Annotated in this window: 30 protein-coding genes; 28 read left to right on the top strand and 2 right to left on the bottom strand. The window is 42.3% G+C overall.

Annotated features, from left to right (window positions below; genetic code table 11):
* The 5 genes from ACFQ0C_RS36875 to ACFQ0C_RS36855 all read left to right on the top strand — a co-directional run bounded on the left by ACFQ0C_RS36875 (window position 1) and on the right by ACFQ0C_RS36855 (window position 4,975).
* Window positions 1-1,425: a class I SAM-dependent DNA methyltransferase gene (locus ACFQ0C_RS36875; protein ID WP_379374634.1), complete on the top strand. Its 1,425-nt coding sequence runs from the start codon at window positions 1-3 to the stop codon at window positions 1,423-1,425.
* Window positions 1,422-2,753: a restriction endonuclease subunit S gene (locus ACFQ0C_RS36870; RefSeq protein WP_379374631.1), complete on the top strand. Its 1,332-nt coding sequence runs from the start codon at window positions 1,422-1,424 to the stop codon at window positions 2,751-2,753. Before ACFQ0C_RS36875 ends, ACFQ0C_RS36870 begins: the two co-directional genes overlap by 4 nt.
* Before the next feature lie 159 nt (window positions 2,754-2,912).
* Window positions 2,913-3,740: a ParA family protein gene (locus ACFQ0C_RS36865; RefSeq protein ID WP_379374629.1), complete on the top strand. Its 828-nt coding sequence runs from the start codon at window positions 2,913-2,915 to the stop codon at window positions 3,738-3,740.
* Window positions 3,733-4,257 carry a hypothetical protein gene (locus ACFQ0C_RS36860; protein ID WP_379374627.1) on the top strand — a complete coding sequence of 175 codons (525 nt, stop codon included), beginning with the start codon at window positions 3,733-3,735 and terminating at the stop codon, window positions 4,255-4,257. The genes ACFQ0C_RS36865 and ACFQ0C_RS36860 overlap by 8 nt, the downstream gene beginning before the upstream one ends.
* A complete protein-coding gene (locus ACFQ0C_RS36855; protein ID WP_379374625.1) occupies window positions 4,250-4,975 on the top strand; it encodes a hypothetical protein in 726 nt (241 codons plus the stop codon). Before ACFQ0C_RS36860 ends, ACFQ0C_RS36855 begins: the two co-directional genes overlap by 8 nt.
* 314 nt (window positions 4,976-5,289) lie before the next feature.
* Here ACFQ0C_RS36855 and ACFQ0C_RS36850 read toward each other — a convergent pair whose 3' ends face one another.
* Window positions 5,290-5,697 (bottom strand): helix-turn-helix domain-containing protein, encoded by a 408-nt coding sequence (locus ACFQ0C_RS36850; protein WP_379374623.1) that lies wholly within the window; start codon window positions 5,695-5,697, stop codon window positions 5,290-5,292.
* Window positions 5,698-5,858: 161 nt separating this feature from the next.
* On the opposite strand from ACFQ0C_RS36850, the gene ACFQ0C_RS36845 reads away from it, so the two are divergent.
* The 21 genes from ACFQ0C_RS36845 to ACFQ0C_RS36745 all read left to right on the top strand — a co-directional run bounded on the left by ACFQ0C_RS36845 (window position 5,859) and on the right by ACFQ0C_RS36745 (window position 19,909).
* Window positions 5,859-6,155: a hypothetical protein gene (locus ACFQ0C_RS36845; protein ID WP_379374621.1), complete on the top strand. Its 297-nt coding sequence runs from the start codon at window positions 5,859-5,861 to the stop codon at window positions 6,153-6,155.
* A 191-nt stretch (window positions 6,156-6,346) separates the two neighbouring features.
* The gene (locus ACFQ0C_RS36840; RefSeq protein ID WP_379374619.1) at window positions 6,347-6,520 is read left to right on the top strand and encodes a hypothetical protein; all 174 of its coding nucleotides are present in this window, start codon (window positions 6,347-6,349) and stop codon (window positions 6,518-6,520) included.
* A gap of 31 nt (window positions 6,521-6,551) precedes the next feature.
* The gene (locus tag ACFQ0C_RS36835; RefSeq protein WP_379374617.1) at window positions 6,552-6,707 is read left to right on the top strand and encodes a hypothetical protein; all 156 of its coding nucleotides are present in this window, start codon (window positions 6,552-6,554) and stop codon (window positions 6,705-6,707) included.
* A gap of 138 nt (window positions 6,708-6,845) precedes the next feature.
* On the top strand, window positions 6,846-7,361 hold the full coding sequence (locus ACFQ0C_RS36830; protein WP_379374615.1) for a helix-turn-helix domain-containing protein: 516 nt from the start codon (window positions 6,846-6,848) through the stop codon (window positions 7,359-7,361).
* 11 nt (window positions 7,362-7,372) lie between these two features.
* Entirely contained in the window at window positions 7,373-7,552 is a 180-nt protein-coding gene (locus ACFQ0C_RS36825) for a hypothetical protein (protein ID WP_379374613.1), read from the top strand.
* A gap of 142 nt (window positions 7,553-7,694) precedes the next feature.
* Entirely contained in the window at window positions 7,695-7,967 is a 273-nt protein-coding gene (locus ACFQ0C_RS36820; RefSeq protein ID WP_379374611.1) for an AbrB/MazE/SpoVT family DNA-binding domain-containing protein, read from the top strand.
* Window positions 7,968-8,154: 187 nt separating this feature from the next.
* The gene (locus tag ACFQ0C_RS36815; protein ID WP_379374609.1) at window positions 8,155-8,502 is read left to right on the top strand and encodes a hypothetical protein; all 348 of its coding nucleotides are present in this window, start codon (window positions 8,155-8,157) and stop codon (window positions 8,500-8,502) included.
* Window position 8,503: 1 nt separating this feature from the next.
* On the top strand, window positions 8,504-9,520 hold the full coding sequence (locus ACFQ0C_RS36810) for a hypothetical protein (RefSeq protein WP_379374607.1): 1,017 nt from the start codon (window positions 8,504-8,506) through the stop codon (window positions 9,518-9,520).
* Between the two features lie 4 nt (window positions 9,521-9,524).
* Complete coding sequence (locus tag ACFQ0C_RS36805) at window positions 9,525-10,694, top strand: metallophosphoesterase family protein (protein WP_379374605.1); 1,170 nt, start codon at window positions 9,525-9,527, stop codon at window positions 10,692-10,694.
* The gene (locus tag ACFQ0C_RS36800) at window positions 10,691-13,237 is read left to right on the top strand and encodes a sbcc family protein (protein ID WP_379374603.1); all 2,547 of its coding nucleotides are present in this window, start codon (window positions 10,691-10,693) and stop codon (window positions 13,235-13,237) included. The genes ACFQ0C_RS36805 and ACFQ0C_RS36800 overlap by 4 nt, the downstream gene beginning before the upstream one ends.
* Before the next feature lie 357 nt (window positions 13,238-13,594).
* Window positions 13,595-14,338 carry a hypothetical protein gene (locus tag ACFQ0C_RS36795; RefSeq protein ID WP_379374601.1) on the top strand — a complete coding sequence of 248 codons (744 nt, stop codon included), beginning with the start codon at window positions 13,595-13,597 and terminating at the stop codon, window positions 14,336-14,338.
* The gene (locus ACFQ0C_RS36790) at window positions 14,277-14,666 is read left to right on the top strand and encodes a hypothetical protein (RefSeq protein ID WP_379374599.1); all 390 of its coding nucleotides are present in this window, start codon (window positions 14,277-14,279) and stop codon (window positions 14,664-14,666) included. The genes ACFQ0C_RS36795 and ACFQ0C_RS36790 overlap by 62 nt, the downstream gene beginning before the upstream one ends.
* Window positions 14,641-16,056 (top strand): replicative DNA helicase, encoded by a 1,416-nt coding sequence (dnaB, locus tag ACFQ0C_RS36785; RefSeq protein ID WP_379374884.1) that lies wholly within the window; start codon window positions 14,641-14,643, stop codon window positions 16,054-16,056. Before ACFQ0C_RS36790 ends, dnaB begins: the two co-directional genes overlap by 26 nt.
* Complete coding sequence (locus tag ACFQ0C_RS36780) at window positions 16,053-16,229, top strand: hypothetical protein (protein ID WP_379374597.1); 177 nt, start codon at window positions 16,053-16,055, stop codon at window positions 16,227-16,229. Before dnaB ends, ACFQ0C_RS36780 begins: the two co-directional genes overlap by 4 nt.
* A complete protein-coding gene (locus ACFQ0C_RS36775) occupies window positions 16,226-16,654 on the top strand; it encodes a hypothetical protein (protein ID WP_379374595.1) in 429 nt (142 codons plus the stop codon). Before ACFQ0C_RS36780 ends, ACFQ0C_RS36775 begins: the two co-directional genes overlap by 4 nt.
* The gene (locus ACFQ0C_RS36770) at window positions 16,642-16,800 is read left to right on the top strand and encodes a hypothetical protein (protein ID WP_379374593.1); all 159 of its coding nucleotides are present in this window, start codon (window positions 16,642-16,644) and stop codon (window positions 16,798-16,800) included. Before ACFQ0C_RS36775 ends, ACFQ0C_RS36770 begins: the two co-directional genes overlap by 13 nt.
* A 1-nt stretch (window position 16,801) precedes the next feature.
* The gene (locus ACFQ0C_RS36765) at window positions 16,802-17,293 is read left to right on the top strand and encodes a hypothetical protein (RefSeq protein WP_379374591.1); all 492 of its coding nucleotides are present in this window, start codon (window positions 16,802-16,804) and stop codon (window positions 17,291-17,293) included.
* A gap of 5 nt (window positions 17,294-17,298) precedes the next feature.
* Complete coding sequence (locus ACFQ0C_RS36760) at window positions 17,299-18,279, top strand: hypothetical protein (protein ID WP_379374589.1); 981 nt, start codon at window positions 17,299-17,301, stop codon at window positions 18,277-18,279.
* 33 nt (window positions 18,280-18,312) lie between these two features.
* Window positions 18,313-18,825 (top strand): hypothetical protein, encoded by a 513-nt coding sequence (locus ACFQ0C_RS36755; RefSeq protein WP_379374587.1) that lies wholly within the window; start codon window positions 18,313-18,315, stop codon window positions 18,823-18,825.
* Between the two features lie 99 nt (window positions 18,826-18,924).
* Window positions 18,925-19,110 (top strand): hypothetical protein, encoded by a 186-nt coding sequence (locus tag ACFQ0C_RS36750; RefSeq protein WP_379374585.1) that lies wholly within the window; start codon window positions 18,925-18,927, stop codon window positions 19,108-19,110.
* Between the two features lie 340 nt (window positions 19,111-19,450).
* Entirely contained in the window at window positions 19,451-19,909 is a 459-nt protein-coding gene (locus ACFQ0C_RS36745; RefSeq protein ID WP_379374583.1) for a hypothetical protein, read from the top strand.
* 82 nt (window positions 19,910-19,991) lie between these two features.
* On the opposite strand, the gene ACFQ0C_RS36740 is transcribed toward ACFQ0C_RS36745, so the two are convergent.
* A complete protein-coding gene (locus tag ACFQ0C_RS36740; RefSeq protein ID WP_379374581.1) occupies window positions 19,992-20,192 on the bottom strand; it encodes a DUF6199 family natural product biosynthesis protein in 201 nt (66 codons plus the stop codon).
* Window positions 20,193-20,278: 86 nt separating this feature from the next.
* Here ACFQ0C_RS36740 and ACFQ0C_RS36735 point away from each other — a divergent pair, with 86 nt between their 5' ends.
* Both ACFQ0C_RS36735 and ACFQ0C_RS36730 read left to right on the top strand, forming a co-directional pair.
* Window positions 20,279-20,425 carry a hypothetical protein gene (locus ACFQ0C_RS36735; protein ID WP_379374579.1) on the top strand — a complete coding sequence of 49 codons (147 nt, stop codon included), beginning with the start codon at window positions 20,279-20,281 and terminating at the stop codon, window positions 20,423-20,425.
* An 87-nt stretch (window positions 20,426-20,512) separates the two neighbouring features.
* Window positions 20,513-20,968: an ArpU family phage packaging/lysis transcriptional regulator gene (locus ACFQ0C_RS36730; protein WP_379374577.1), complete on the top strand. Its 456-nt coding sequence runs from the start codon at window positions 20,513-20,515 to the stop codon at window positions 20,966-20,968.
* Window positions 20,969-21,125: the final 157 nt, after the last annotated feature.

Here is a 21,125-nt window from a genome sequence, read left to right as displayed (position 1 = left end):
GTGGCAACTACACAAGATATTGTTTCTAAGCTCTGGAATTTATGCAATACTTTAAGAGATGATGGTATAACGTATCAACAATACGTCACAGAGTTAACGTATTTATTATTCCTTAAGATGATGCAAGAAACTGGTCACGAAGATGAGTTACCTGAAGGATACCGGTGGGAAGATGTTCTAAATAAGGGAGGAACAGAACAACTTGACTATTACCGGACGTTGCTCATTTACCTTGGTAATCATGGTTCTAAGCGGGTCCGCGACATTTTTGCAGGAGCAAATACGTCTCTTCGTCAACCGAAGAATTTATCCCAGCTTATCGCTGAAATTGATCAACTCGACTGGTTTTCTGCTAAAGAGGAGGGCCTCGGGAACCTTTATGAAGGACTTCTAGAAAAGAATGCGAGTGAACTTAAGTCCGGTGCGGGGCAGTATTTTACGCCGCGCCCACTAATCGATTCAATTGTGCACCTAATTAAGCCTCAAATGAATGAAGTGGTACAGGACCCGGCTGCTGGTACTGCAGGGTTTCTTGTTACTGCCTGGCAATATCTTAAGGAGAGTACAGATGATTTTGCCTCAGTGCAGATTGAACTGTATGAAAAGCAGCGGACTAAAGGCTATGTTGGTATGGAACTAGTTCCTGATACTCATAGATTAGCGCTTATGAACTGTATGCTTCATGATCTGGAGGCTGACCTTCGCTCTGGGGATACACTATCAGAGGTGGGAAAACAACTTCCGAAGGTAGATATAGTAATAACAAATCCTCCGTTTGGAACCAAGAAGGGGGGCGGGGGGGCTACTCGGGATGACTTTACTTTTGAGACCTCCAACAAGCAACTTGCGTTCCTTCAACACATCTATAGGGCTTTAAAACCAGGTGGTAGAGCTGCCGTAGTACTTCCTGATAACGTACTATTTGAGGATAATGTTGGAGCACAGATAAGAACAGATCTAATGCATAAGTGTAACTTGCATACAATTCTTAGGTTGCCGACAGGTATTTTCTATGCACAAGGGGTCAAAACAAATGTTTTCTTTTTCCAAGCGGGTAGACCCACTGATGGTGTTTGGGTTTATGATATGAGGACAAACATGCCTACTTTTGGTAAAAGGACCCCGCTTACTCGTGAACACTTTAAAGATTTTGAAACTTGTTTTGGTACCGATCCAAATGGAAATTCATTTCGACAAGATATGGGTGACACTGGACGTTATCGGTATTTCACTCGAGAGCAATTAAGGGTTCGTGGAGATAATCTAGATATTTCCTGGCTACTAGATGAGTCATTCATTTCAAATGGTAACTTGCCTGATCCTATAGAATCGGCAGAAGAATCAATCATAAAATTAGGTCAGGCTATAAACTTGCTTGAAGAAGTAATTAGAGAGCTAAAGTGTGGTGAGGGGAAAGTTTTATGAGTAACTCTAAGGTGTTTCCCCTTGCTGATAATATAAACAATTTGGTGCTAGTAAAGAAAGAAGAACAACCATTTGAGATTCCTGAGGGTTGGAACTGGGTTACGATCGGTTCAATTTGTACTTTAATCAATGGTTTTGTCTTTAAACCCTCAGATTGGACGGAAACCGGTTTACCAATTATAAGAATTCAGAATCTTAATGCAGATAATCCGAATTATAGAAACTTTAATTACTATCAAGGAGAAATCGATCCTAAATATATTGTAAATGAAGGAGATTTGTTATTTGCTTGGTCAGGGAATATCGGTACTTCTTTTGGATCAAGAATTTATTCAGGTCCCACAGGAGTCTTAAACCAACATATCTTTAAGGTACATTTAAAGGAATTTGTCATTAAAGAGTATTTTTATTATTGCATACAATCAAGGATTGACGCTGTTCATAGTAATACACATGGAGGGGCAGGTCTAGTCCATATCACTAAAGGTAAATTAGAGTCAATTGCGTTCCCGTTACCTCCACTTAATGTTCAAAAAAGAATTGTTAAGCGGGTTGAAAGTTTTTTTGCAAAGCTTGACAAGGTAAATGAGCTAGTTTTGAGTTCCCTTGATACCTTTGAAACCCGCAAATTTATCATCCTCCAGAAAGCCTTCACAGGCGAACTCTCTGCTAAATGGCGGGAGCAACATGGTGTTGGGATGGCTAGTTGGGAGAAGAAGCTTTTTTCTGAAATTTGTAATATAGTTCGAGGAGGTTCTCCCCGACCTGCGGGAGACCCCCAATATTATGGAGGAAACATTCCATTTTTGAAAGTTGCAGATATTACAAGAAATGACGGTCCATTTGTCTCTTCTGCTGAACATTCAATTAAGGAAGCTGGCTTAAAGAAAACGCGTATGGTAGAAGCTAATACATTACTCTTGACTAATAGTGGCGCGACTCTTGGAGTCCCAGCTATTTCTTCTTTTCAAACAACTTTTAATGACGGAATTGCGGCATTTCTTAATCTTGATAAGAGAAGTTTAAAATTCTTTTATTATTTTTGGATTAGTAAAACTTCGGAATTAAGAGCAATTAATAAAGGCGCCGCCCAACCAAATCTAAACACCGACATTATTGGTGCTGTTATAATAAATCTTCCTACTATAGAAGAACAGCAGGAGATTGTTCGCATATTGGATAGCTTATTTGAAAGTGAGAAAAAGGCAAAAGAACTTTGTGATGTAATTGATAAAGTCGACCTAATGAAAAAAGAGATCCTTGCCCGTGCCATCCGTGGTGAGTTAGGTACAAATGACTTCACCCAAGAAAGCTCATTGGAGCTGTAAAAAGACATACTTGCAAATAAATAACTTCGTTCGCTGCTCCATTAGAAAAAACAACGACACTCTCAGGGTGTCGTTTTTAGTTCTTTTTTCCTAAAAATATATACTTTTTTGGCGAAATTTGCTATTTTATAAACAGTATTACTATTAGGGGGTTAATATATGAAAGTTATTAGTTTAATTAACATGAAAGGGGGGGTCGCAAAAACAACTCTAGCTGTTAATATTGCGGATTGCCTCTATCAAAGGCATGGTAAGAAAGTGCTCTTAATTGATGTAGATCCTCAATTTAATGCTACTCAATGTTTGATGTCAGGTAACGAATACTTTAATTACCTTAAGGATGGAGAAGATACGGTTCTTAACATTTTTGATAGAAATATCAGGCCTACAATTAGTTTTACAGAAGGTGTGAATAAAAGAGTACCTAAAAATTTAGATGAGATAAAACCTTATCAAACTAGAAGGGGATTTAAATTACTACCTGGAGCATTGGACTTATACAAATTGGAAATGGCACCAGGTCAAGGTAGGGAATTCAGAATTAAAAACTTTTTGACCACACTCGGTAATTCATATGAATATGTTATTATTGATACACCACCAACGCCATCCGTTTGGATGACTAGTGCTTTACTAGCATCGCAATACTATCTTATACCAGTAAAGCCGGATCCCATAAGCTTAACTGGAATAGATCTTCTAAATGGGATTGTCACTGAGAAAATGGATAATTTTGGAAATAAAATTGCTTGTGCTGGAGTCGTTCTTACTGTTGCAGAGGAAAATACATATGTTTTTAGGGATGCAAGAAGGAATTTGGCGCGAAGTGAGGTTTGGAAAGATAAACTATTTATAAAATCTTTACCGAAAAGAGTAGAAGTTGCTAGAAGACAATTAAAACAAGAATTTATTTTAGATATTGATGATTCTTTATTAAAAAGTAACTTAGTGGGGATTGTCAAGGAGCTCATCGAAAGGATTGGCTGATATGAATATTCTATTAAATAATAAGAAAAAAGATGAAATCTATAAATCGATAGAATTTATAGAAGAGTTAATTTGGTTAATTGATTCCAAAAAAATTTCAAAATTAAAAGACACTCCTCAACTAATGAGAGATCTTTTAAAGAACAGTCAAGGTTTAAAAGTAGCTGAAGAATTTAAATCACCGAACCCAAACATTCACTTCTTGATTGGGGTTTTACCTCGACTTTTTAAGGATGAAGTGTTGTTCTCTACTAACTTATCGATAATTGAATTTGCAGAAGATGTTCTCGGAATAAAAATGCCTAGACAAGGTAAGAGGTCTAGATATGAGCTGATAGGTTTAATAGTTTGTGAAACTGATACTTTATCCGATAGTGAGTTAGAAAATTTGGTGAATGTATTAACAAAAGTTACCTCAAATGAGGAGCAATTGAGAAAAATTAAAGAGGATAGAACAAATAATAACTTCTCGTGGAATGAAACTATCCAAAAACTTACGGAGAGAAAAAATGAGTAGAGAGATATCTCAAGATGCTGCTGTGCTAACTACTTACTTAAAGGATTTTGATCTTAGTGAGTCTATCTCAAATCCGCAATATTTAAACTATCTTAAATCTATGCATAAAAAATCGTACGGTTATTTGTTATTTCTAGCTGAGCTAGAACAACAGTACAAAGAAATTAGCTTAGTTACTGAGCTTAGTATTACCTACTATAAAGAAACTGCATCAGATCTTATGCAATCGATTTTTTGTTGGTCAGTAGGTTCATATAAAACTGCAAATCTCACATTGAGAAGCGCAATAGAAACCTTTCTTAAGGCTATTCTAGGAAATGATAACGCAGGGATTTACGACGAGAAAAGTGTTTACAAAATATTTGAAATAGCAAGTCAGCATTCGTTTTTTTTAAATGACATTGGAAAAAATTATTATACAACTATACACGCTTTATATAAAGAATTGTGTATGTTCGCACATAGTGCTAGGAATGTTGATTTGGGAAGTATAGCATCATTAAACCTTCTACCGAGATATGACCATAAGATGTCCTCTAATTTTAATTCATTTTATTTAAAACTTCTTGATTCAATCTTAGGGATTATTTTACTAAACTACAATGCATTAATAAATAATATGCATCCTTTAAATAAAGGCATTTTTTTATCAACTATGACCCTAAAAACAAAAAAGGAAATTTTTGAGGCAATTGAAGACGGAATTTTGATAGTGTAGGTACCTGATATTGGAATTTTAAATAAAGTACGAAATGAAGAGTAGATTTAAATAAAATTGATTACTTCATACCATATTTTTCTATGCGAAAAACACTACCTTTTTCGTAGCCTATAATCCATTGATCTTTGCAATAATGTGCGTATAATTATCCAATTAGGACTACTCCTTATTTAATAGCTGTACCAAGTGGTTTGATTCTAGCGGAATATTATGGACATACGTATAGAGATTCAATGCCAATGGATTTGCAATATCCCTACATACGTATCCTTATTAATAAACCACTCCCTAGCCAGGAGTGGTTCTTGGTTTTATGATTTGTTGTTGTCCTTTTCTCTCAACTTCTTTTCTTTCAACAGCCGAAACATCTCCAGTTCTTCTTTAAGCCGCGCTGCTTCTTCCTCAGTAAGTTCCTCTTTGGCGCCTCCAAAGTAAGCTACATTTATCTCTAATTCATTTGATTTTTTCGTATTGTTTGTAGAGATGGATTCATTAAGGTATCCAGCTTTTTCCATTAATAATTCATATGGAGTCATTTTGAGGAACCTAGATATGGCTTTAAGTGTTTCAGGTTTAGGTTCCTGTGTTCCAGCTTCAATTCTAGATAAAGTTGCAGGGGAAATGCCAGCATCTAAAGCTAATTGTCTTTGACTTTTATATCCATTGTTTTCTCTTTCTTTTGAAAGGAAATTTCCGAATTCTTTTAAGTTAATTGTCATGTTATATCACCTAATTTATATTTTATCATAGTGTATTGCGTATGCGTAATAGTTTGGTTGTGCGGCAACGAAAAATTTTTCTTTTTAGTATTGCGCAAACGCACAATTTGAGTTATATTTATGTTGCGAGTACGCAATAATACTAAAGGAGGGAAACGGCAATGGCAACGATAACTGATAAGACAACAGTTAGATTAAATGTACAAGCTTTGGAAAAAGAACAATGCAATTTCGATCTTGCTTCAGATACTCAGCTTGCTGCAACAATAGGTATTTCAGTAACACAACTATGGAGAGCCAAACTACCGATTGAGGATCCTCGGCACAATTCACCAGGACCGACTTTTATCGCAGGAGTTATTAATGCTTTTGGCGGTCCATTTGAAAAGTACTTTTTTTTGGACAAAATTGTGCGTCCGCGCAATGGAGATGAAGTTGAAAGTGTTTCATCAGCATAATTTTGTTAGATACTTCCTTCCGGTAAGGAAGTGATCCATAGAAACCCCATTAACTCAGCCTATCGAGAGGGCATGGCATAAACTTCACGAATTCTTTGTCCGGATGCAGTTAAGTATTGAGAAGTACTGACGAAGGAGGCAAATGAGAAGGATGACGATAAGGTGGCTTAAATATTAGGAAGGTGGCGGCAATGAAAGAGCAAGGAGTAGGTGAAGTCGTGCAGGTGGAGTTGGAGAAGAAAGCCACCGATGGAACGACGGCTGAATGCATCTTATGTCGGGTTGAGTTAGGAACACTGTGGATTAATGATAAAGAAGCAGTTTGTGATTCTTGTGCTGCAGATATGAGCGATCGAGCACCATAAATAATCTGATTGGGAGGAGGTGAGGTTAATCATGGAAACCTACTTTATTTATGACAACAAAATCCCCATTGAGGAAAAGAAAATGATTGTTTCAACTAAAAAGTTACAGCAGCCGCTGCTTGAGAAAATGGCAATGGATGTTCGAATCAATAAAGCCAAGCAGCAAGAAAAAGCAAGTGGGGGCTAGGAGAAAAGCCCGCCTCCATGGAAGGGCGGGCAGTAAAGGGGAAGATTTAGGGGAAGTGGTCATCTTGCTTAACTTCATCATAACGGGTTCCCTTGTCATAAAGCATCCTCGATAAATGACAAAGGAGGTGAAAACGAAATGGCTATAGGACAATTTGGTCAAACCTTAGCAAAGGTTCGGTCGGAGAGAAACGAAGGTCAGGGCACAGCAGCTCGGGTCGCCTATGTCAGCCAATCGTATATTAGCAAAATTGAAAAAGGCGAGCGCAGGGCGCCCAAGGATGTAATGAAAAGCACAGTCGAACATTACGATGATCCTCAACTAGCAGTAGCCGCCGCAAATGAGGCAACGGGTGGTGGTTGGATACCTTGGCTCAATAATACAGATTTACACCGAGCGAATACACACCTTAAGACACTTGAAGAGATCGAAGAGGCAGTCATCGCGCTGAAGGCTGCCCCCATTACTAAGCTGCGGACGCAAATGGATGAACATGAGCTGCAGCTGATGAAAACAGCAATTCGGGAGTGTATTGAAGCTATTACTGCGTTGACGCATCACGTGGCTATCTTGTGCAAGGAATACTGCTTCAGTTGGATGGCGATGTGGAATGAACACAGGATAAAACTTAAAGCAAGTAAATACATAAAGTGAGGTGTTCAGGTTTGAAGTCAGGGGATACGACAGGCTTAATTAAGACGATCTGCAATGGGGATTTGATCGATAATATGGCGCGAAAAGTAATCACGATAGAAGAGACGGTCATGTCTTATTTTGAGTATGAGAGGAGTGCACTATATGAAGGTTCAAGTCAATCAGTATCTAAGCCCGAAACAACGAAGTGAGTTTGGACAAAAGAAAAACACCCGTCGGTCAGGACGGATGTCATTGAGAACCCGCTTAAAGGAACTCGTTGCACTTATTTTATCATAAATCAATTGATCAAAGGAAGAGACCAAATTCAAATAAAGCGAGGAGCTAACCCATATGAAAGCAACTGGAATCGTAAGGCAAATGGACCATCTTGGAAGAATTGTTCTTCCGATGGAGTTAAGGAAGACACTCAATATTAATGAGAAGGACCCTTTGGAGATTTATGTAAATGGAGAGACAATCATTCTAAAAAAATATGCACCGGGTTGCACATTGTGCGGAAGGGTTGAGCAGCTTACTTTCTTATATCCGGGAAAAATGATTTGCGCCGGTTGTGTGAAGGTCATTGTGAATGATGCTGAAAAGTTAACAGCTCAACTAGTTTGACCCTATCTGGTGAGGGGGCCGCTGCGGCGGACCTTCGGAGATGCGGCCAAGCGCTTCATCAGGAAGGAGGAAACGTGTGTGAGGGTACTCACAAAAGTAAAAGGCCCTTTGCAGAGGGCCAATTGAATACAAATTGTACCGCCAGTTTAACATGAGCATGGCAAAAAAATCAATGGAGGTTTTATTCATGGACAAATCGAGCATTGTTTACCGTTTACTGGAATTGCCGGCAGAGATCGCTGCAGCTGAAACAAAATTATTGGATGCGAATGCATTGTTATTAGGAGCTAAGGCTGAGTTGCAGCATAAAGAGGATGGTTTGTATGTTGGAGTTTTTGAAGATGACGGTATGAAAATTGATGGTAAGAACGCTGAAATTCGCAATGCTCAGCTTCGTCAATTCACTGAAGTCGAGCGGCACGCTGTGGCAGCTGCTGAAGATGGCGTTGCCATTCAGAAGCATCACCTTAATAAACTGCTTAACGAATTTAAGGCCTTGCAGTCCGTCGCTGACCTACTGAAAGGGGCGGCATAATTTGAGTGAACTCACGGTTATTCAGCCCCAAACCTCCGGTGGACAAGCCGGGGGTGGAGCGATTATTGACTATGAATTTGGTAGTGCGACGGATCTGCGAAAAAAGTTAGCGGATATGAAGCAAAAACTGAATTTAACAAAGGAGTTTTTCAGAGAGGTTATGCAGGAAGGTGTCGATTACGGCATTATTCCTGGTACAGACAAGCCTACTTTGCTGAAACCTGGAGCAGAGGGATTATGCGAATTCTATAATTTCGCTCCGACCATTGCGAACAAGGTAGAGGACAAAAACTTTGAAACCGGCTATTACGGAGTGGATATTACCATTCGCCTTATCCATCGCAGCTCAGGAGCCATTATCGGTGAAGGGGTTGGACATGCCAATACCTTTGAGAGCCGGTACCGTTGGCGTTGGGTGTATGAAAAGGATATTCCACGTGGAATCGACAAAGATGATCTTCTATCAAAGGAATTCAATGGGCGAGGAAATGGCAAATACACCAAGTACCGTATGGAAAATGACGATATGCATTCCATTTGGAATACGGTATTAAAGATGGCGAAGAAGCGAGCTCTCGTTGATGCAACACTGGCTGCTACGAGGTCAAGTGGCATCTTTACTCAAACTGAACAGGAGCTTGAGGCTTTTTTGAACGGTGAGGATCCGGAGGCTGAGGGAGGGACATCGGCTTCTCCGCGTCAGCAGCAGAGGTCGCAGACTGGATCTACTAACAGTAATAGCAGTTCTGGATCACAATCTCAGGGAAGCCGAGCAACAATCAATGTAGACAAAACAAGATCTAATGAGCTGACCAAGGAAATTGCGGGGAAAATGGATTGGAATTGGTTAGCAGAACGTGCAAGCGAAGCTTTGGGTAGACCTATTGTGAAAGTGGTCCAAGATGTAAAAGACCATGAGTGGAAAGCAGTCGCTGATTATTTGGAATATTTCAAGGGAGACAGCAATCAGGATTCAAAGAGAATCAATCCTGATGATCTCCCGGAAGAGCTGAGGTAATCAGATGAAGATTGCTCATGTAGCTGACAGCCATTGGGGACTCGGTTATCCGGGTCCGAATCCTTACTCCCGTTTTGAAGACATCACTCGCTCGATGGATTGGATTGCCGAGCGAATTATTGAAGAAAAATGTGAAATCGTCCTTTTCTGCGGGGATGCATTTAAGGATGCACGTGTGTTTCTGGACCGGGCAAGCATAGAAATTGCTGCTTTCACAGCTTGGCTCCGGAAGCTTAGTAATAAAGGAATTGATGTTATCGTGATTAGCGGTACACCTTCACATGATGCTATCAGTGCTTACGAATTAATTAAGGAAATGCACATTCCTCATATATATGTTTTAACACAGCCGCAGATATTTCAACATCGCGGCATTAACATTGCTGGACTGCCTGGTATGAATCGGTCCGGATTTGCAACACTGGATGAATTCAGAGGGCTGCCTCCACATGAGTTTCATTCAAGAATGACCAATTGGATCACAGCTGAAGTATCACGTTTACGCTCACTTTGCCTCCCGGGGCTACCGTCCATCTTAATGTCGCATCTTACTTTTGATCTCGCTGACACCGGATTTGAGGACGCTTTGCTGATGAATGAGCCGATTCTTACCCAAGAAGCCGCAGAAATGTTCGATATGGTCGCGCTTGGCCATATTCACCGCCCTCAGCAAGCTGGAACGAATGTGTTTTACAGTGGTGCGCCAGAAAGGCATAACTTCGGGGACGAGAAAACGAAGCCGGGCTTTTGGATCCATGAATTTTTAAATGGAATTCGAAGGGGTTCCAATTTTATTGAAACATCAGCCCGCATCTTTAGAACCCTTCGATGGTGCGACATGGATATCGAGGCTTGGCTTGAAGGACAGATTGATGACTTCGCTACCGTACAGGATGCAATGGTTCGAGTGCAGTATTCATGCAGCGAAGAACTCCAAAAGCGTTTTGATCGCCGTACTTTAGAAAAAGCATTATACGAAGCCGGTGCCTTCTTTGTAGCTGAGATTAAAGCTGATGTTGAACGCTCCGAGCGTGTGAGGGATGTGGAAGTAACCGAGTCCCTCGGACCTGCCTCTGCACTTGCTAAATGGGCTGAGAATCAAGCAATTGAAGCAAGCGAAATCAATGAACTACAAGCATTAACAAGCAGCTTACTCGAGGAGGTTCGGGTATGATTCCACTACGTATTGAGCTTACTAATTTTCGAGCGATTGCTTATGCAAATATTGATTTAACAGGTGTCACGCTCGCCGCGGTTTGCGGTCGTAATGGTGCTGGTAAGTCATCTACTTTTACATTAGCACCAATCTTTGCCTTGTTTGGTGACAAAATTAAAGGGATCAGCATGGATGATCTGGTTCGCAGAGGAACTCAGGAAATGGCTGTTACCTTGGAATTTGAGCATCAGAGCAGCACTTATAAAGTTATTCGTACTCGTTCAATTAAAGGTAATGGTAAAAGCACTTTAGAGCTTCAACAGCGAGTCAGTGACCGCTGGGAAAGCCGTTCAGCTGAGAAAATCAAAGACACTGAGGATGTAATCCGGACATTATTGAATCTGGATGCTGAAACATTCACTGCCTCGAGCATGATCCTGCAGGGAAAAGCAAATGAGTTTACAGCTCAAACTGCTGGTAAGCGTAAGGAAATCCTTCAACAAATTCTAGGGCTAAATATTTATGACCAGTTACAGGTGAAAGCCCGGGAACGTGCCTCTGCTCTTCATCATGAGATTGAAAGGGCGAAGCAAAGGCTAGCGGACTTAAACGAACGATTAAAGGCTAAAACTGATAAAGAGGACCTTCTTAAACAATGCAATGATCAATTAGGGACTACACAAACAACTATTCAAGGTAAGGAGTCAGAACTTCGGCAGCAAGAGCAGCTCATTAAGGAGCTTCAATTAAAAGCTGAGAAGGCCCGGGAACTCCGCAAACAAATACAGTTATTGCTTGATGAAATAAAAACATTGAATGCTGAAAAACTTAGCCATACGACCAAATTGGAGAGAGCAGAGAAGATTCTTGTCAATGAGGTCGATATCCTCGCAAAATCGGAAGAATATCTGCAGGTGAAGGAACAAATTGCTGGATTGGAAGCGCGACAGCCGGAACAAGAACGGTTACTTAATGAAATCCGGTATGTTGAAGGGGCAATTGCAAAGAACCAGCAGGATCAGTTACCACTTATTCAGCGCATAGAGGATATACAAAAGTTGTTAACGAACCGCGCTTTATTGACAACGAAAGCAACTGAATATAAGGCAGCTTCAAGCTCTCTGCTTAAGATGGAGGCTCTGGCCGATGAATGGGATTTGTTCGAGAAACAAATCGGGGACACTCGAGTAAAGCTTGAGGCTGAACGGACACGTATAAGTACAACCGAGCAACTGCTAACCGCTGAGATCAAGACGTTGGAAAACAAAGCAGGCATGCTGGAAGACTCCAATTGTATTGATGTGGACAAAGCGGCTTGCCGGTTCCTAGGTGATGCACAGGAGGCTAAGCAGACGCTTGTAGAAAAACGTGCATTGCTGGCAGCGATGGACCGTTCCATACTTGGACAAATTGAAACGAATTTAACAGATCTTGAGAAAAAACAACAGGAGCTAGGGTATGAATACACTGCTCACCGTACCCTTAAACGTCGCGTTGATGAGCTCCAGCCATTGGCAGAGCAGGCTGCTCAATTGCAAACAAAAGAGGAATTGCTTTCATCAATACAGGAGCAATTCAAGCATCTTACAGATCAGCAGCAGGAGCTGATAGGCAAACAAGAGAGGTTGCAAGTGGAGCTCCTAACCATTCAAGAAGTCTTGTCACCGCTTCTAAGTCTTCAGCAGCGTGTTACTAAATTACAGGCATGGGCTGCTTTAAAAGATGAGTTGGCTGCTGCGAGAGTAATTAAAAATAACGTAGATGATCGCGTTTCTGCGATTGATCGTGAACTTCTTAAAAAAAATTCTCATCTTGATGAAACTGAACTGGCTCGCTCGGTTCTCACAATTGAGATTATTGATTTGGATAATGAACAAGCCAAAGCACCGGCTATGGAGACGGAGCTTACAGCTCTTCGAGAGCAACAAAACATTCTTATCGGACAGATTGGCGGTTTGAAGTCGGAGCTGGCCCCGTTAGAGAAGGATGAACAACTTCGGCAGCGACTGAGCGCGGAGCTGGAACCTAAGGCTAAGCAATGGTCCCGGTACCAAACCCTCATACGGGCATTTGGTCGCGATGGTATTCCAGCATTAATTATTGAAAATGCGGTACCAGAACTTGAGGTCATTGCCAATGATATCCTCGGTCAGATGAGTAAAGGTAAGCACTATATCCGTTTTGAAACGCAGCGGGAGCTAAAGAGCCGCGATGGTATTACGGAAACGCTGGATATTATGATTGGTGACTGGACCTCTGAGCGGCCGTACGAGACGTTTTCTGGTGGAGAACAACTCCGTATTGATTACGCGATTCGTTTCGCTCTAGCAGAGTTGCTGGCACGTAGAGCAGGTAGCAAAGTGGAATGGCTTACGATTGATGAAGGGCTAGGCAGTCAAGACGGAGAGCATCGTGCGCTTGTACTTGAGGCGATCAAGTCGGTCGCTGATCGGTTCAAAAAGGTGCTGGTTATTACTCACATAGAAGAGGCGCAGGCTGTTTTTGATCAATTGATACATGTACACAATGAATTAGAAGAAGCACAAGTTAAGATCGCATGATCGATGTCCCACCTACCAAAATAATGATCGCTCGAGTGATTTGGAAGCTTAGGGAGACAAACAAAGTGCAATTTAAGCAACGTTTGCTTTCTTACCTGAATGCAGGCTATCCCGGATGGCATCCCTTACGACTCGAGGATCCTTTCGTAATATGTGAGGACAGACGAAACAAGCAGGCTGGGAGTTGACACAATGCCTCAAAGCTACCCCTTTCCTATATTCTCTGGTTTATTGGAGCCCAAACACTATAACCGAATAGGCAACGCAGTGTGGTTGTTCCTGTGGTGCATTAGCTCCACGACCAAGGATGTAGAGAAGGATGGGGTAACGTGGGGCATTGTACTAGGGAATAAGCCAGTGAAGCTTACCGACCTGTCAGAACGGTTTGGTGTGACTGAGAGAACCATTCGATCATGGATCAAGGACTTAGAAAAATATGAATATATTCGTGTAACCCGGGCTCCTTACGGCCTGATTTTCACCGTAAAGAACTCCAAAAAATACAAAATCAGACCGGAAGAAAACTTCCTATCTGATCCAGAGCGGAAGAAAACTTCCGATCCAGACCGGAAAGAAACTTCCGATCACCCGGAAGAAAACTTCCGATCTAATAAAGATATTACAAAGATATTAAATGATGTTGTTGATGTTAGTGATCCGAGCTCTAAAATTTCAGATGATTCAAAATCAGATTTGATGATTCAAGTTTTAGATGCTTTTTGTGAAATCCATACAAAATCTGATCGTAATGTTACGCAGCGTGAAAGAGCGCTTATGAACCAGATGATCGCCGGGGGTGTCCCGTCACCCTTTATCATCCAGGTCATGCATGAGGTCTTCGTCGAACGTAAAGCCGGGGGCGAAGACATCAGCTCTTTCCTGTATTACGAAAAGCCGATTTATAAGGCTTGGAAAAACCAACAGCCCATAACCGATAAGCCAGCCCCGACTGTAGCGGTCCCCCTTGGAGTTGTTCGGAAAAGTAATCTGCAGCTACGAAACGAAGAAGCAAAACGAAAAATCAAGGAGGCTGAGGAGCGTGAACGAGAGCGAAGTGAGGAAGCTTTTCCTAGTCATCCAGAACACATACAACGGCTTTGATTACGATGACGACAAGGTTGCTGTGTGGCAGGATGTTTTGAAGGAAACGCCATTTGAATTAGCGCAGCGGAACCTGCGAGCGCATATCTTAACTGTCAAATTCCCTCCGGTACCGTCCGAAATCGCGATGCTGGAGCCCGAATCTGCGCAGCTTGCTATGTATCATGCGGAATTACGTGATTCTGCTCAGCAATATATAACCAAGTTGGATGAGTGGAAACAAACGGCTGTAGGTCCGCCTGAAGAAATAATAGCCATATTCCGGTTGCCATCGGAGGAGCGAGCGGAGGCGCTGCGTGAATATGCCAAACGAGATCGAGTCAATTGATTTTGCGAAACAGCTAGAGGCGGAGCAAGCGGTGCTCGGAGCTGTCTTACTGGAGAACGATTCAATCATAATTGTCATGGAGCGGCTAATACCGGAGGATTTCTTCCAAGCAGCAAACCGAATTATTTTCGAGTCGATGCTGGAGTTATGGGATGCTGCTGACACAGAAACACCGATCGACTTGATTACGATCACAGACCATATCAGGCGCCGGCAACAGCTGGAGTATATCGGTGGATTCAAGTACTTATCTGAACTTGCAAATGCAGTACCGACAGCAGCAAATGTTGATTATTATGCCAAGTTGATCTTGGATGCTTCGTTGGATCGGAAGACGCGCTCCGGTATGAAACGCATTTACGATAATAGCGATCTGACAGCCGAGGAAATGGCAGAACAAGCTCAAGTCGTTGCGGAGGAGGTCGCTGAGCGATCCACTAGTAAAAAGGGCGGGTTTAAGACTTTCAGAGAAACGGCCATGAAGGTTTATGACAAGGTTGACCATAGTTATACAAATCCCTCAACCGGAGGAATTACCGGCATTCGATCTGGATACGATGATCTGGATAAGATGACCTCGGGGTTTCAACGTCAGGATTTGATCATCGTTGGTGCACGCCCTTCTGTTGGGAAGACAGCCTTTGCACTTAACATTGGCCAGAGTGCCGGCAAGACTTCTGGAGAATCGATCGCAGTCTTTAGTCTGGAGATGGGTGCCGAGCAGCTTGTACAGCGGATGATATCTGCCGAGGGTAATGTGGATGCCAGCCGGCTGCGGACCGGGCGTTTGGAAGGCGAGGATTGGCAGAAGATGACGATGGCAATTGGGGTGCTATCAGACGCAAATATTTACATCGATGATAGCCCATCAATTACAGTGAACGAAATCCGATCCCGATGCCGCAAGCTGAAAAAGGAGTCAGGCAGTCTAGGGCTGATTTTGATTGACTACTTGCAACTCATTTCGGCTGCTGGCCGCTCTGAGAACCGGCAGCAAGAGATATCCAAAATCTCACGTACTTTAAAGCAAATAGCCAGGGAATTGGATGTACCGGTCGTTGCGTTGTCCCAGCTCAGCCGTGGCGTAGAGCAAAGGCAAGACAAGCGGCCCATGATGTCGGACTTAAGGGAATCCGGTTCGATTGAGCAAGATGCCGATATTGTCGCTTTTCTTTACCGCGATGACTATTACGACAAGGAGACTGAGAAAAAGAATATCATCGAAATTATCATTGCAAAGCAGCGGAACGGTCCTGTTGGAACGGTTGAGCTGGCTTTCCTGAAAAACTTTAATAAATTCGTTTCCTTAGATCGTACACATCAAGAATCGACACCGCCGCCAAAAAAGAGCGGTAAAAACATTCCTGATATGCGGAGGAGATCCGGATGAATCAGCCCCTGAACTGGAAAGAGGCAACAACCTCGCAACTGTTGACCATAGCATTTCACGAGCTTGGAGCCCAACTGGATGATCGATATGAGGCGGTGGCCGAGCTTCAACGCCGGGTGATGCCCCGGTACCGCAGGGAAAATCACAAGATAAAGGCGGTGTATCCCAAGTGACGAAACGGAAAGCTCAGGAAGAGCGCATCTGCGTTAACGTGGAGCATCTAAATGAAATGTATGTATCGGGAGCAGCCATTGGTGAAATGGCAGATCATTTTTGCATCAATGAATCTCAAATTTACGAAGTGATCAAGCGTGAGCGGAAGAAGAATCCCGATCAGTGGCCGATTCGAAAACGAAGGGCCAAGGGTCAGGCGTTGAAGAGGAAGACAAAATTAACAGAATTGCAGGCAACCTATGAAAGACCAACTTCGCTACCAGCTATAGCAAGTCCAATAACGTTTCGCCAAATGACAGATGAGGAGCGAGTTAAATATGGAGTCTACACACCGCCAAGGGATTCATATGGAGAACTGAGAAAGGCTCCGATCCATTTCAAAGACCGACCTACTGGAAGGAGTTCATCCATATGCGAAGGTTAGACCCTATGTTTCAAACCAAACACAAATATATCGTCATCGGCAAAGCCAACAAGGAGTTGGGCGAGGTTTATGTATTGAATGAGAACTACATCATGTGCAGCAAACGAACGCAGCGTGGACCCGTTAGATGCGTGAGGGCAGTATAGGATGCCAAATTATGTAGGATTAGACACTTCTACGAAAACCGGATTTGTTCGGATTGATGAAGAAGGTGAGATTTGGGCAGCCGAAGAAATTGAAGTTCCAGGTAAGGATCCGACACGAATGGCGAACCTCATTGACAAAGTGATTGGCCGCATCAACGATGATGACGTGATCTGCATTGAAGATTTTGCTTATGCGCAGGCCAATCGTATGGCAATGCTAGGTGGAATAGGTTGGGGCGTTAGGCTGGGCTTGTGGCACCGCGGGATCAATTACACCGAAGTTTCAACAGGTCAGCTGAAGAATTATGCAGGGTGCAAAGGAAATGTCGGCAAACCGGAGCTGATCATCCCGATTTTTGAACTTTGGGGTTTTAAGAACAGCAGTGATAACGTCCGGGATGCTTTCATACTCGCTCAAATTGCTCGAGGAATGCATGAGTCACTAAAGTTAAAACCATTTCAAAGGGATGTAATAAAAAAACTGAGAGGATGATAGGCGTGAGTTACATTGAAGCAGAGGGAGTTTTGGTCAATGCCAATATGAAGAAAGGCGGAAAGTTGCTTCTGCAGATTGAGATTTCGGAAGATCTGGATAATAAAGAGGATTATTTTCACCTTCGTAAGATGATTGAAAAGAACGTGCGCTTTTCCTTGGAAAGCACAATTGTCTCGTACAAAGTGGAGATCAATGCGAAAACGAACAAGCCGATCCGAGAGTACAAAGTCGATGAAACAGGCATTGTTTCAGAGGTAGCGAGGCCTGAAGGGGAGCAACTCGAAGCAGAATTGGGTCTGCCAAAAGAGCAAATTCCAGTCAAAGAGGAGAATGTTGAAACTGATCTCATTAAGATCGATGAGTTTATCCGGAGTGGACTAGCCCCGATTTATGAGGATATGACATATGACTTCCCACATATTCTTTCTCGTGTTAGCGATGGTGTTACTTATGCAAAAATCGCTTATGAATTAAATATCTCCCTAGGAGAGTTTTCAGTCATCATGGACGAATACCGTAAGCGCGTGGCACCTCTTGCTATGAAGTGGCATGAGTGGAAGGAAGGCCAAGAAAACGGACGTGCTGATACTACAGATGAGCAAGCTGTTGCTAAAGAGGGTAATGAACAGGACGGATCCAAACAAGAAGACGGTAGTAATCCGGAAGGATCCAACCAGAATCCAGACGATGTTGTACGACAAACGGACGGCAGTGGAGATTCAGATCAATCCAAGGATAATTCGGGTTCTGGACAAGCTGAAAGTAATCCGGAAGATGTTGAGGGATTTATCTTGAAGAATAGCCCATCCTTTGAAGATATCCAATTTGACTTCCCAGGACTCCTGAAACGTAAAAAGGCTGGGGAGACTTGGATGGAAATTGCACAGAGCTTGAAAATTCCATCAACGACACTGCAAACGGCTTGGAATAAATACAAAAAGAAAGTGAAAGAAGCAATGAAGGGGAAAGACGGGGCGGCATAAGCTGCTCCTTCCAATTATGAGGAGGGAGACAGGATGATTTGGGAACTATCGCACAGAGCCGACACTAAAGCCAGGCTTATTGCAGACAGGCACTATAACCGCCAAAAGATAGGTTCGCCGCAGTTTGTCCCGCCCGGCCGCTGCCTCGTCTTGTACACAGAAAACGATGCGGGCCGAGCTCTATGGGTCACATCATATCCGTTCGCGGAATACGTCAAGCACGAATGGGCAGGCGCTTGGGTTTGCTCAGCCTTTCGGAATGAAGGAGCTGGCGTAGCGTCGGAAATGATTACGCAAGCCGTGGCTGCTACCAGAGCATATTTCGGGGAACCGCCCGAAATGGGACTCATTACTTTTATCGACCGCAAAAAAGTTAAACCAATAATGGTTCGCGGCAAAGAAACATGGGGCAGGACTTGGATGATGGCAGGTTTTGAATACGCCGGCGAGACAAAGGGCGGATTACTCGCCCTACAGTTAAAGCCCGAACGAATGCCTGAAGCATTAGCAGCTGCTGGCACTCAATTACAGATGGCGCTTTTTTGATGAACATTCGCTGAATAAAGAAAGACTTGATCATTGAAAATTGAATAGTGCGGCATAATGATGTATTATTTTTCCATAATGAACTAGGTGGGGTGTCAAATGAAAAGAGTGATCAGATACTTCGAAGTAACAGTGACGGATGCGGAAGGGAATGAGATTTCTCGGGAGATTTACCCGGGTGAAAGCATTTTTGAGTCGTCCGCTGTTTTTGAACACGAACAAGGTTCCAGTTACCCACTTGGAACAATCGTCACCTTTAAACCGATTTTCGTAAATCAAAAATAAAAAAATGCCGCACTGTTCAATGGACAGCAGCGGCATTTTTATTTTTACGGAAATTCATGAATATTGAATGACTTGAGGTGAAAATGCACATTGGTATCGAACCTGAAATGTTGCCCGAAATGCCAATCAAATGAAGGATATTATGTCAAGCAATCTGTAAAAGGAAAAATTATTTTTAGGCAAAATTTTGATGGTAGCGAAGCCGACAACGGGGATATGTACGACCATCTAGAGCATACCTACATTAGCAAATATGCTTTTTGTCTTAACTGTAAGGAGAAAATCTTTCGTATCGAATGATGAACATTCGCTGAATATTGAGGAACTTGGGAGGTGCCGCATGAAGTTTTGGGAGATTGCGGGAATAAAATACCGGATCGGGCAACAGGGGTATACGAAGCTCCTATTCTACTGGTTTTATGATTGGAACGAGTCATGGGATGAAAAAGATATTCAATGGCGAATGGAGGAGCTAAACAACCTCTTATATCCTCCACCACGTCGCCCTCCACTAAAGCATTGGGTTGATACCTATCCCCATGTAATTCACGCAAGTGTATTGCTATTGGACAACAAGATCGAAAATTGGAAGGTCGGGCAGCGCAGTAAAGAAACATACGAGTTCAGAGGATTTTGGAAAAAAGATCGATTGAACGATTACACATCATACACGATTTCGTGGACAGTAAATAATTCAGAGGAACACAATGCGGTTTTTACTAAAATTGCCCCGATGTGGTTTAGACAATGGGAAGTTGCAAGTGATTTTAATGGTTCCGTGCCTTACGGACAGCTTTGAATACGGAAATACAAGGGAGGGTTCAAAATGAATCAAAAACACAATTTGAATATTGAGGCGATGTAATACCTTGAAATAAGGTTCAGTTAAAAAAGAATGGGGAGATGACAAACAGAAAGACGATTAAAATAATAATGCTACTAATCCGGCTCATAAGAACATAAGCGTCACTTGGCTCAGACTCACCTTTAACCATCCATCCATACCTCATATACCATCCGAATTTAGGAAAGAAAATATTGAGTATCGCCATTAAGACGAAAAGAAAATAGAAAATTATCATAATCATCAACTCCTTACTATTATTTACGCTTTAGGTTAAATGAATGTTTCAAAATCAGATTCTGAAATACATGGAGGAATGAACTTATGCAATGGAAACAGGAATTATTATTTATTAAAAGAGATGCAAATGGAGTGATCGTTGCAATTAGCGAACAAACACCAGATGGATATGTGGTCGAAACTAATGAAGAAATAGAAGTAGAAGAACAATCTTCGATAGTAAATAAATAAAGAAATTCCCCAGCGTGTACCTTGGTCGGAGGCGCTGGGGAATATGTGTTCCAATCACCACTATATCATAGGGGATGGTGTTGGGGAATGGGACAATTAACTTTTCCATGGGAAATAGATAGAGAAGCAACGCGGCAGGCTGTAGAGGAGCGCTTAGAGTCTGCCCGCATCTATAAGCAATTGGGGTTTGTACGCCGCGAAACTAAGATGACAGCCTCGTACGAGTTGAGAGAGGGCGGTTCTACAAATATCATATCAAGGGCTGCTGAAAATGCTGCTGTATATAACGTTGATACCGAGAACCGGATGAAAGAACAACAAGAGCAAGTGGACCGGGCTGTAGCTAGGCTTGGACGGACGGAGCGTAAAATCATTGAAATGCGGTATATGGAGGATGACGAGGTTTTTGATTATAACGTATATAACGAGATCCACATAGGGTCAACCAAGTATTACGAACTGAAATCGAGAGCGATATACAAGCTGGCTTTTGCTTTGTGTTTGGAGGTTTACGTGGCGCCTAAAGAAGTAATTGCGAATTGAAAAAGGCGAAGAGAAAGAGAATAAAAAACGAATGTTATTCGGTGAGCGTTTGGTGTAGGAGGTGATATATTGATATTGTGGAATTTGAAAGAAACAGTTGGATACGTTCAGCGAGGGGCGCCAGAGGCGTCCTTTTTGCTGTGCTGGGTCATTCATC

Source organism: Paenibacillus sp. GCM10027630, from assembly GCF_042676305.1.
Classification (GTDB): Bacteria; Bacillota; Bacilli; order Paenibacillales; family NBRC-103111; genus Paenibacillus_S.
This window is presented reverse-complemented; position numbering and strand designations above follow the sequence as displayed.

Excerpts from the sequence above, each read along its gene's own strand:
- ACFQ0C_RS36870 (WP_379374631.1), top strand. The coding sequence starts at position 1,422 with ATGAGTAACTCTAAGGTGTTTCCCCTTGCTGATAATATAAACAATTTG.
- ACFQ0C_RS36865 (WP_379374629.1), top strand. The coding sequence starts at position 2,913 with ATGAAAGTTATTAGTTTAATTAACATGAAAGGGGGGGTCGCAAAAACA.
- ACFQ0C_RS36855 (WP_379374625.1), top strand. The coding sequence starts at position 4,250 with ATGAGTAGAGAGATATCTCAAGATGCTGCTGTGCTAACTACTTACTTA.
- ACFQ0C_RS36850 (WP_379374623.1), bottom strand. The coding sequence starts at position 5,697 with ATGACAATTAACTTAAAAGAATTCGGAAATTTCCTTTCAAAAGAAAGA.
- ACFQ0C_RS36845 (WP_379374621.1), top strand. The coding sequence starts at position 5,859 with ATGGCAACGATAACTGATAAGACAACAGTTAGATTAAATGTACAAGCT.
- ACFQ0C_RS36840 (WP_379374619.1), top strand. The coding sequence starts at position 6,347 with ATGAAAGAGCAAGGAGTAGGTGAAGTCGTGCAGGTGGAGTTGGAGAAG.
- ACFQ0C_RS36835 (WP_379374617.1), top strand. The coding sequence starts at position 6,552 with ATGGAAACCTACTTTATTTATGACAACAAAATCCCCATTGAGGAAAAG.
- ACFQ0C_RS36830 (WP_379374615.1), top strand. The coding sequence starts at position 6,846 with ATGGCTATAGGACAATTTGGTCAAACCTTAGCAAAGGTTCGGTCGGAG.
- ACFQ0C_RS36820 (WP_379374611.1), top strand. The coding sequence starts at position 7,695 with ATGAAAGCAACTGGAATCGTAAGGCAAATGGACCATCTTGGAAGAATT.
- ACFQ0C_RS36815 (WP_379374609.1), top strand. The coding sequence starts at position 8,155 with ATGGACAAATCGAGCATTGTTTACCGTTTACTGGAATTGCCGGCAGAG.
- ACFQ0C_RS36805 (WP_379374605.1), top strand. The coding sequence starts at position 9,525 with ATGAAGATTGCTCATGTAGCTGACAGCCATTGGGGACTCGGTTATCCG.
- ACFQ0C_RS36800 (WP_379374603.1), top strand. The coding sequence starts at position 10,691 with ATGATTCCACTACGTATTGAGCTTACTAATTTTCGAGCGATTGCTTAT.
- dnaB (WP_379374884.1), top strand. The coding sequence starts at position 14,641 with ATGCCAAACGAGATCGAGTCAATTGATTTTGCGAAACAGCTAGAGGCG.
- ACFQ0C_RS36780 (WP_379374597.1), top strand. The coding sequence starts at position 16,053 with ATGAATCAGCCCCTGAACTGGAAAGAGGCAACAACCTCGCAACTGTTG.
- ACFQ0C_RS36770 (WP_379374593.1), top strand. The coding sequence starts at position 16,642 with ATGCGAAGGTTAGACCCTATGTTTCAAACCAAACACAAATATATCGTC.
- ACFQ0C_RS36765 (WP_379374591.1), top strand. The coding sequence starts at position 16,802 with ATGCCAAATTATGTAGGATTAGACACTTCTACGAAAACCGGATTTGTT.
- ACFQ0C_RS36755 (WP_379374587.1), top strand. The coding sequence starts at position 18,313 with ATGATTTGGGAACTATCGCACAGAGCCGACACTAAAGCCAGGCTTATT.
- ACFQ0C_RS36750 (WP_379374585.1), top strand. The coding sequence starts at position 18,925 with ATGAAAAGAGTGATCAGATACTTCGAAGTAACAGTGACGGATGCGGAA.
- ACFQ0C_RS36745 (WP_379374583.1), top strand. The coding sequence starts at position 19,451 with ATGAAGTTTTGGGAGATTGCGGGAATAAAATACCGGATCGGGCAACAG.
- ACFQ0C_RS36740 (WP_379374581.1), bottom strand. The coding sequence starts at position 20,192 with ATGATAATTTTCTATTTTCTTTTCGTCTTAATGGCGATACTCAATATT.
- ACFQ0C_RS36735 (WP_379374579.1), top strand. The coding sequence starts at position 20,279 with ATGCAATGGAAACAGGAATTATTATTTATTAAAAGAGATGCAAATGGA.
- ACFQ0C_RS36730 (WP_379374577.1), top strand. The coding sequence starts at position 20,513 with ATGGGACAATTAACTTTTCCATGGGAAATAGATAGAGAAGCAACGCGG.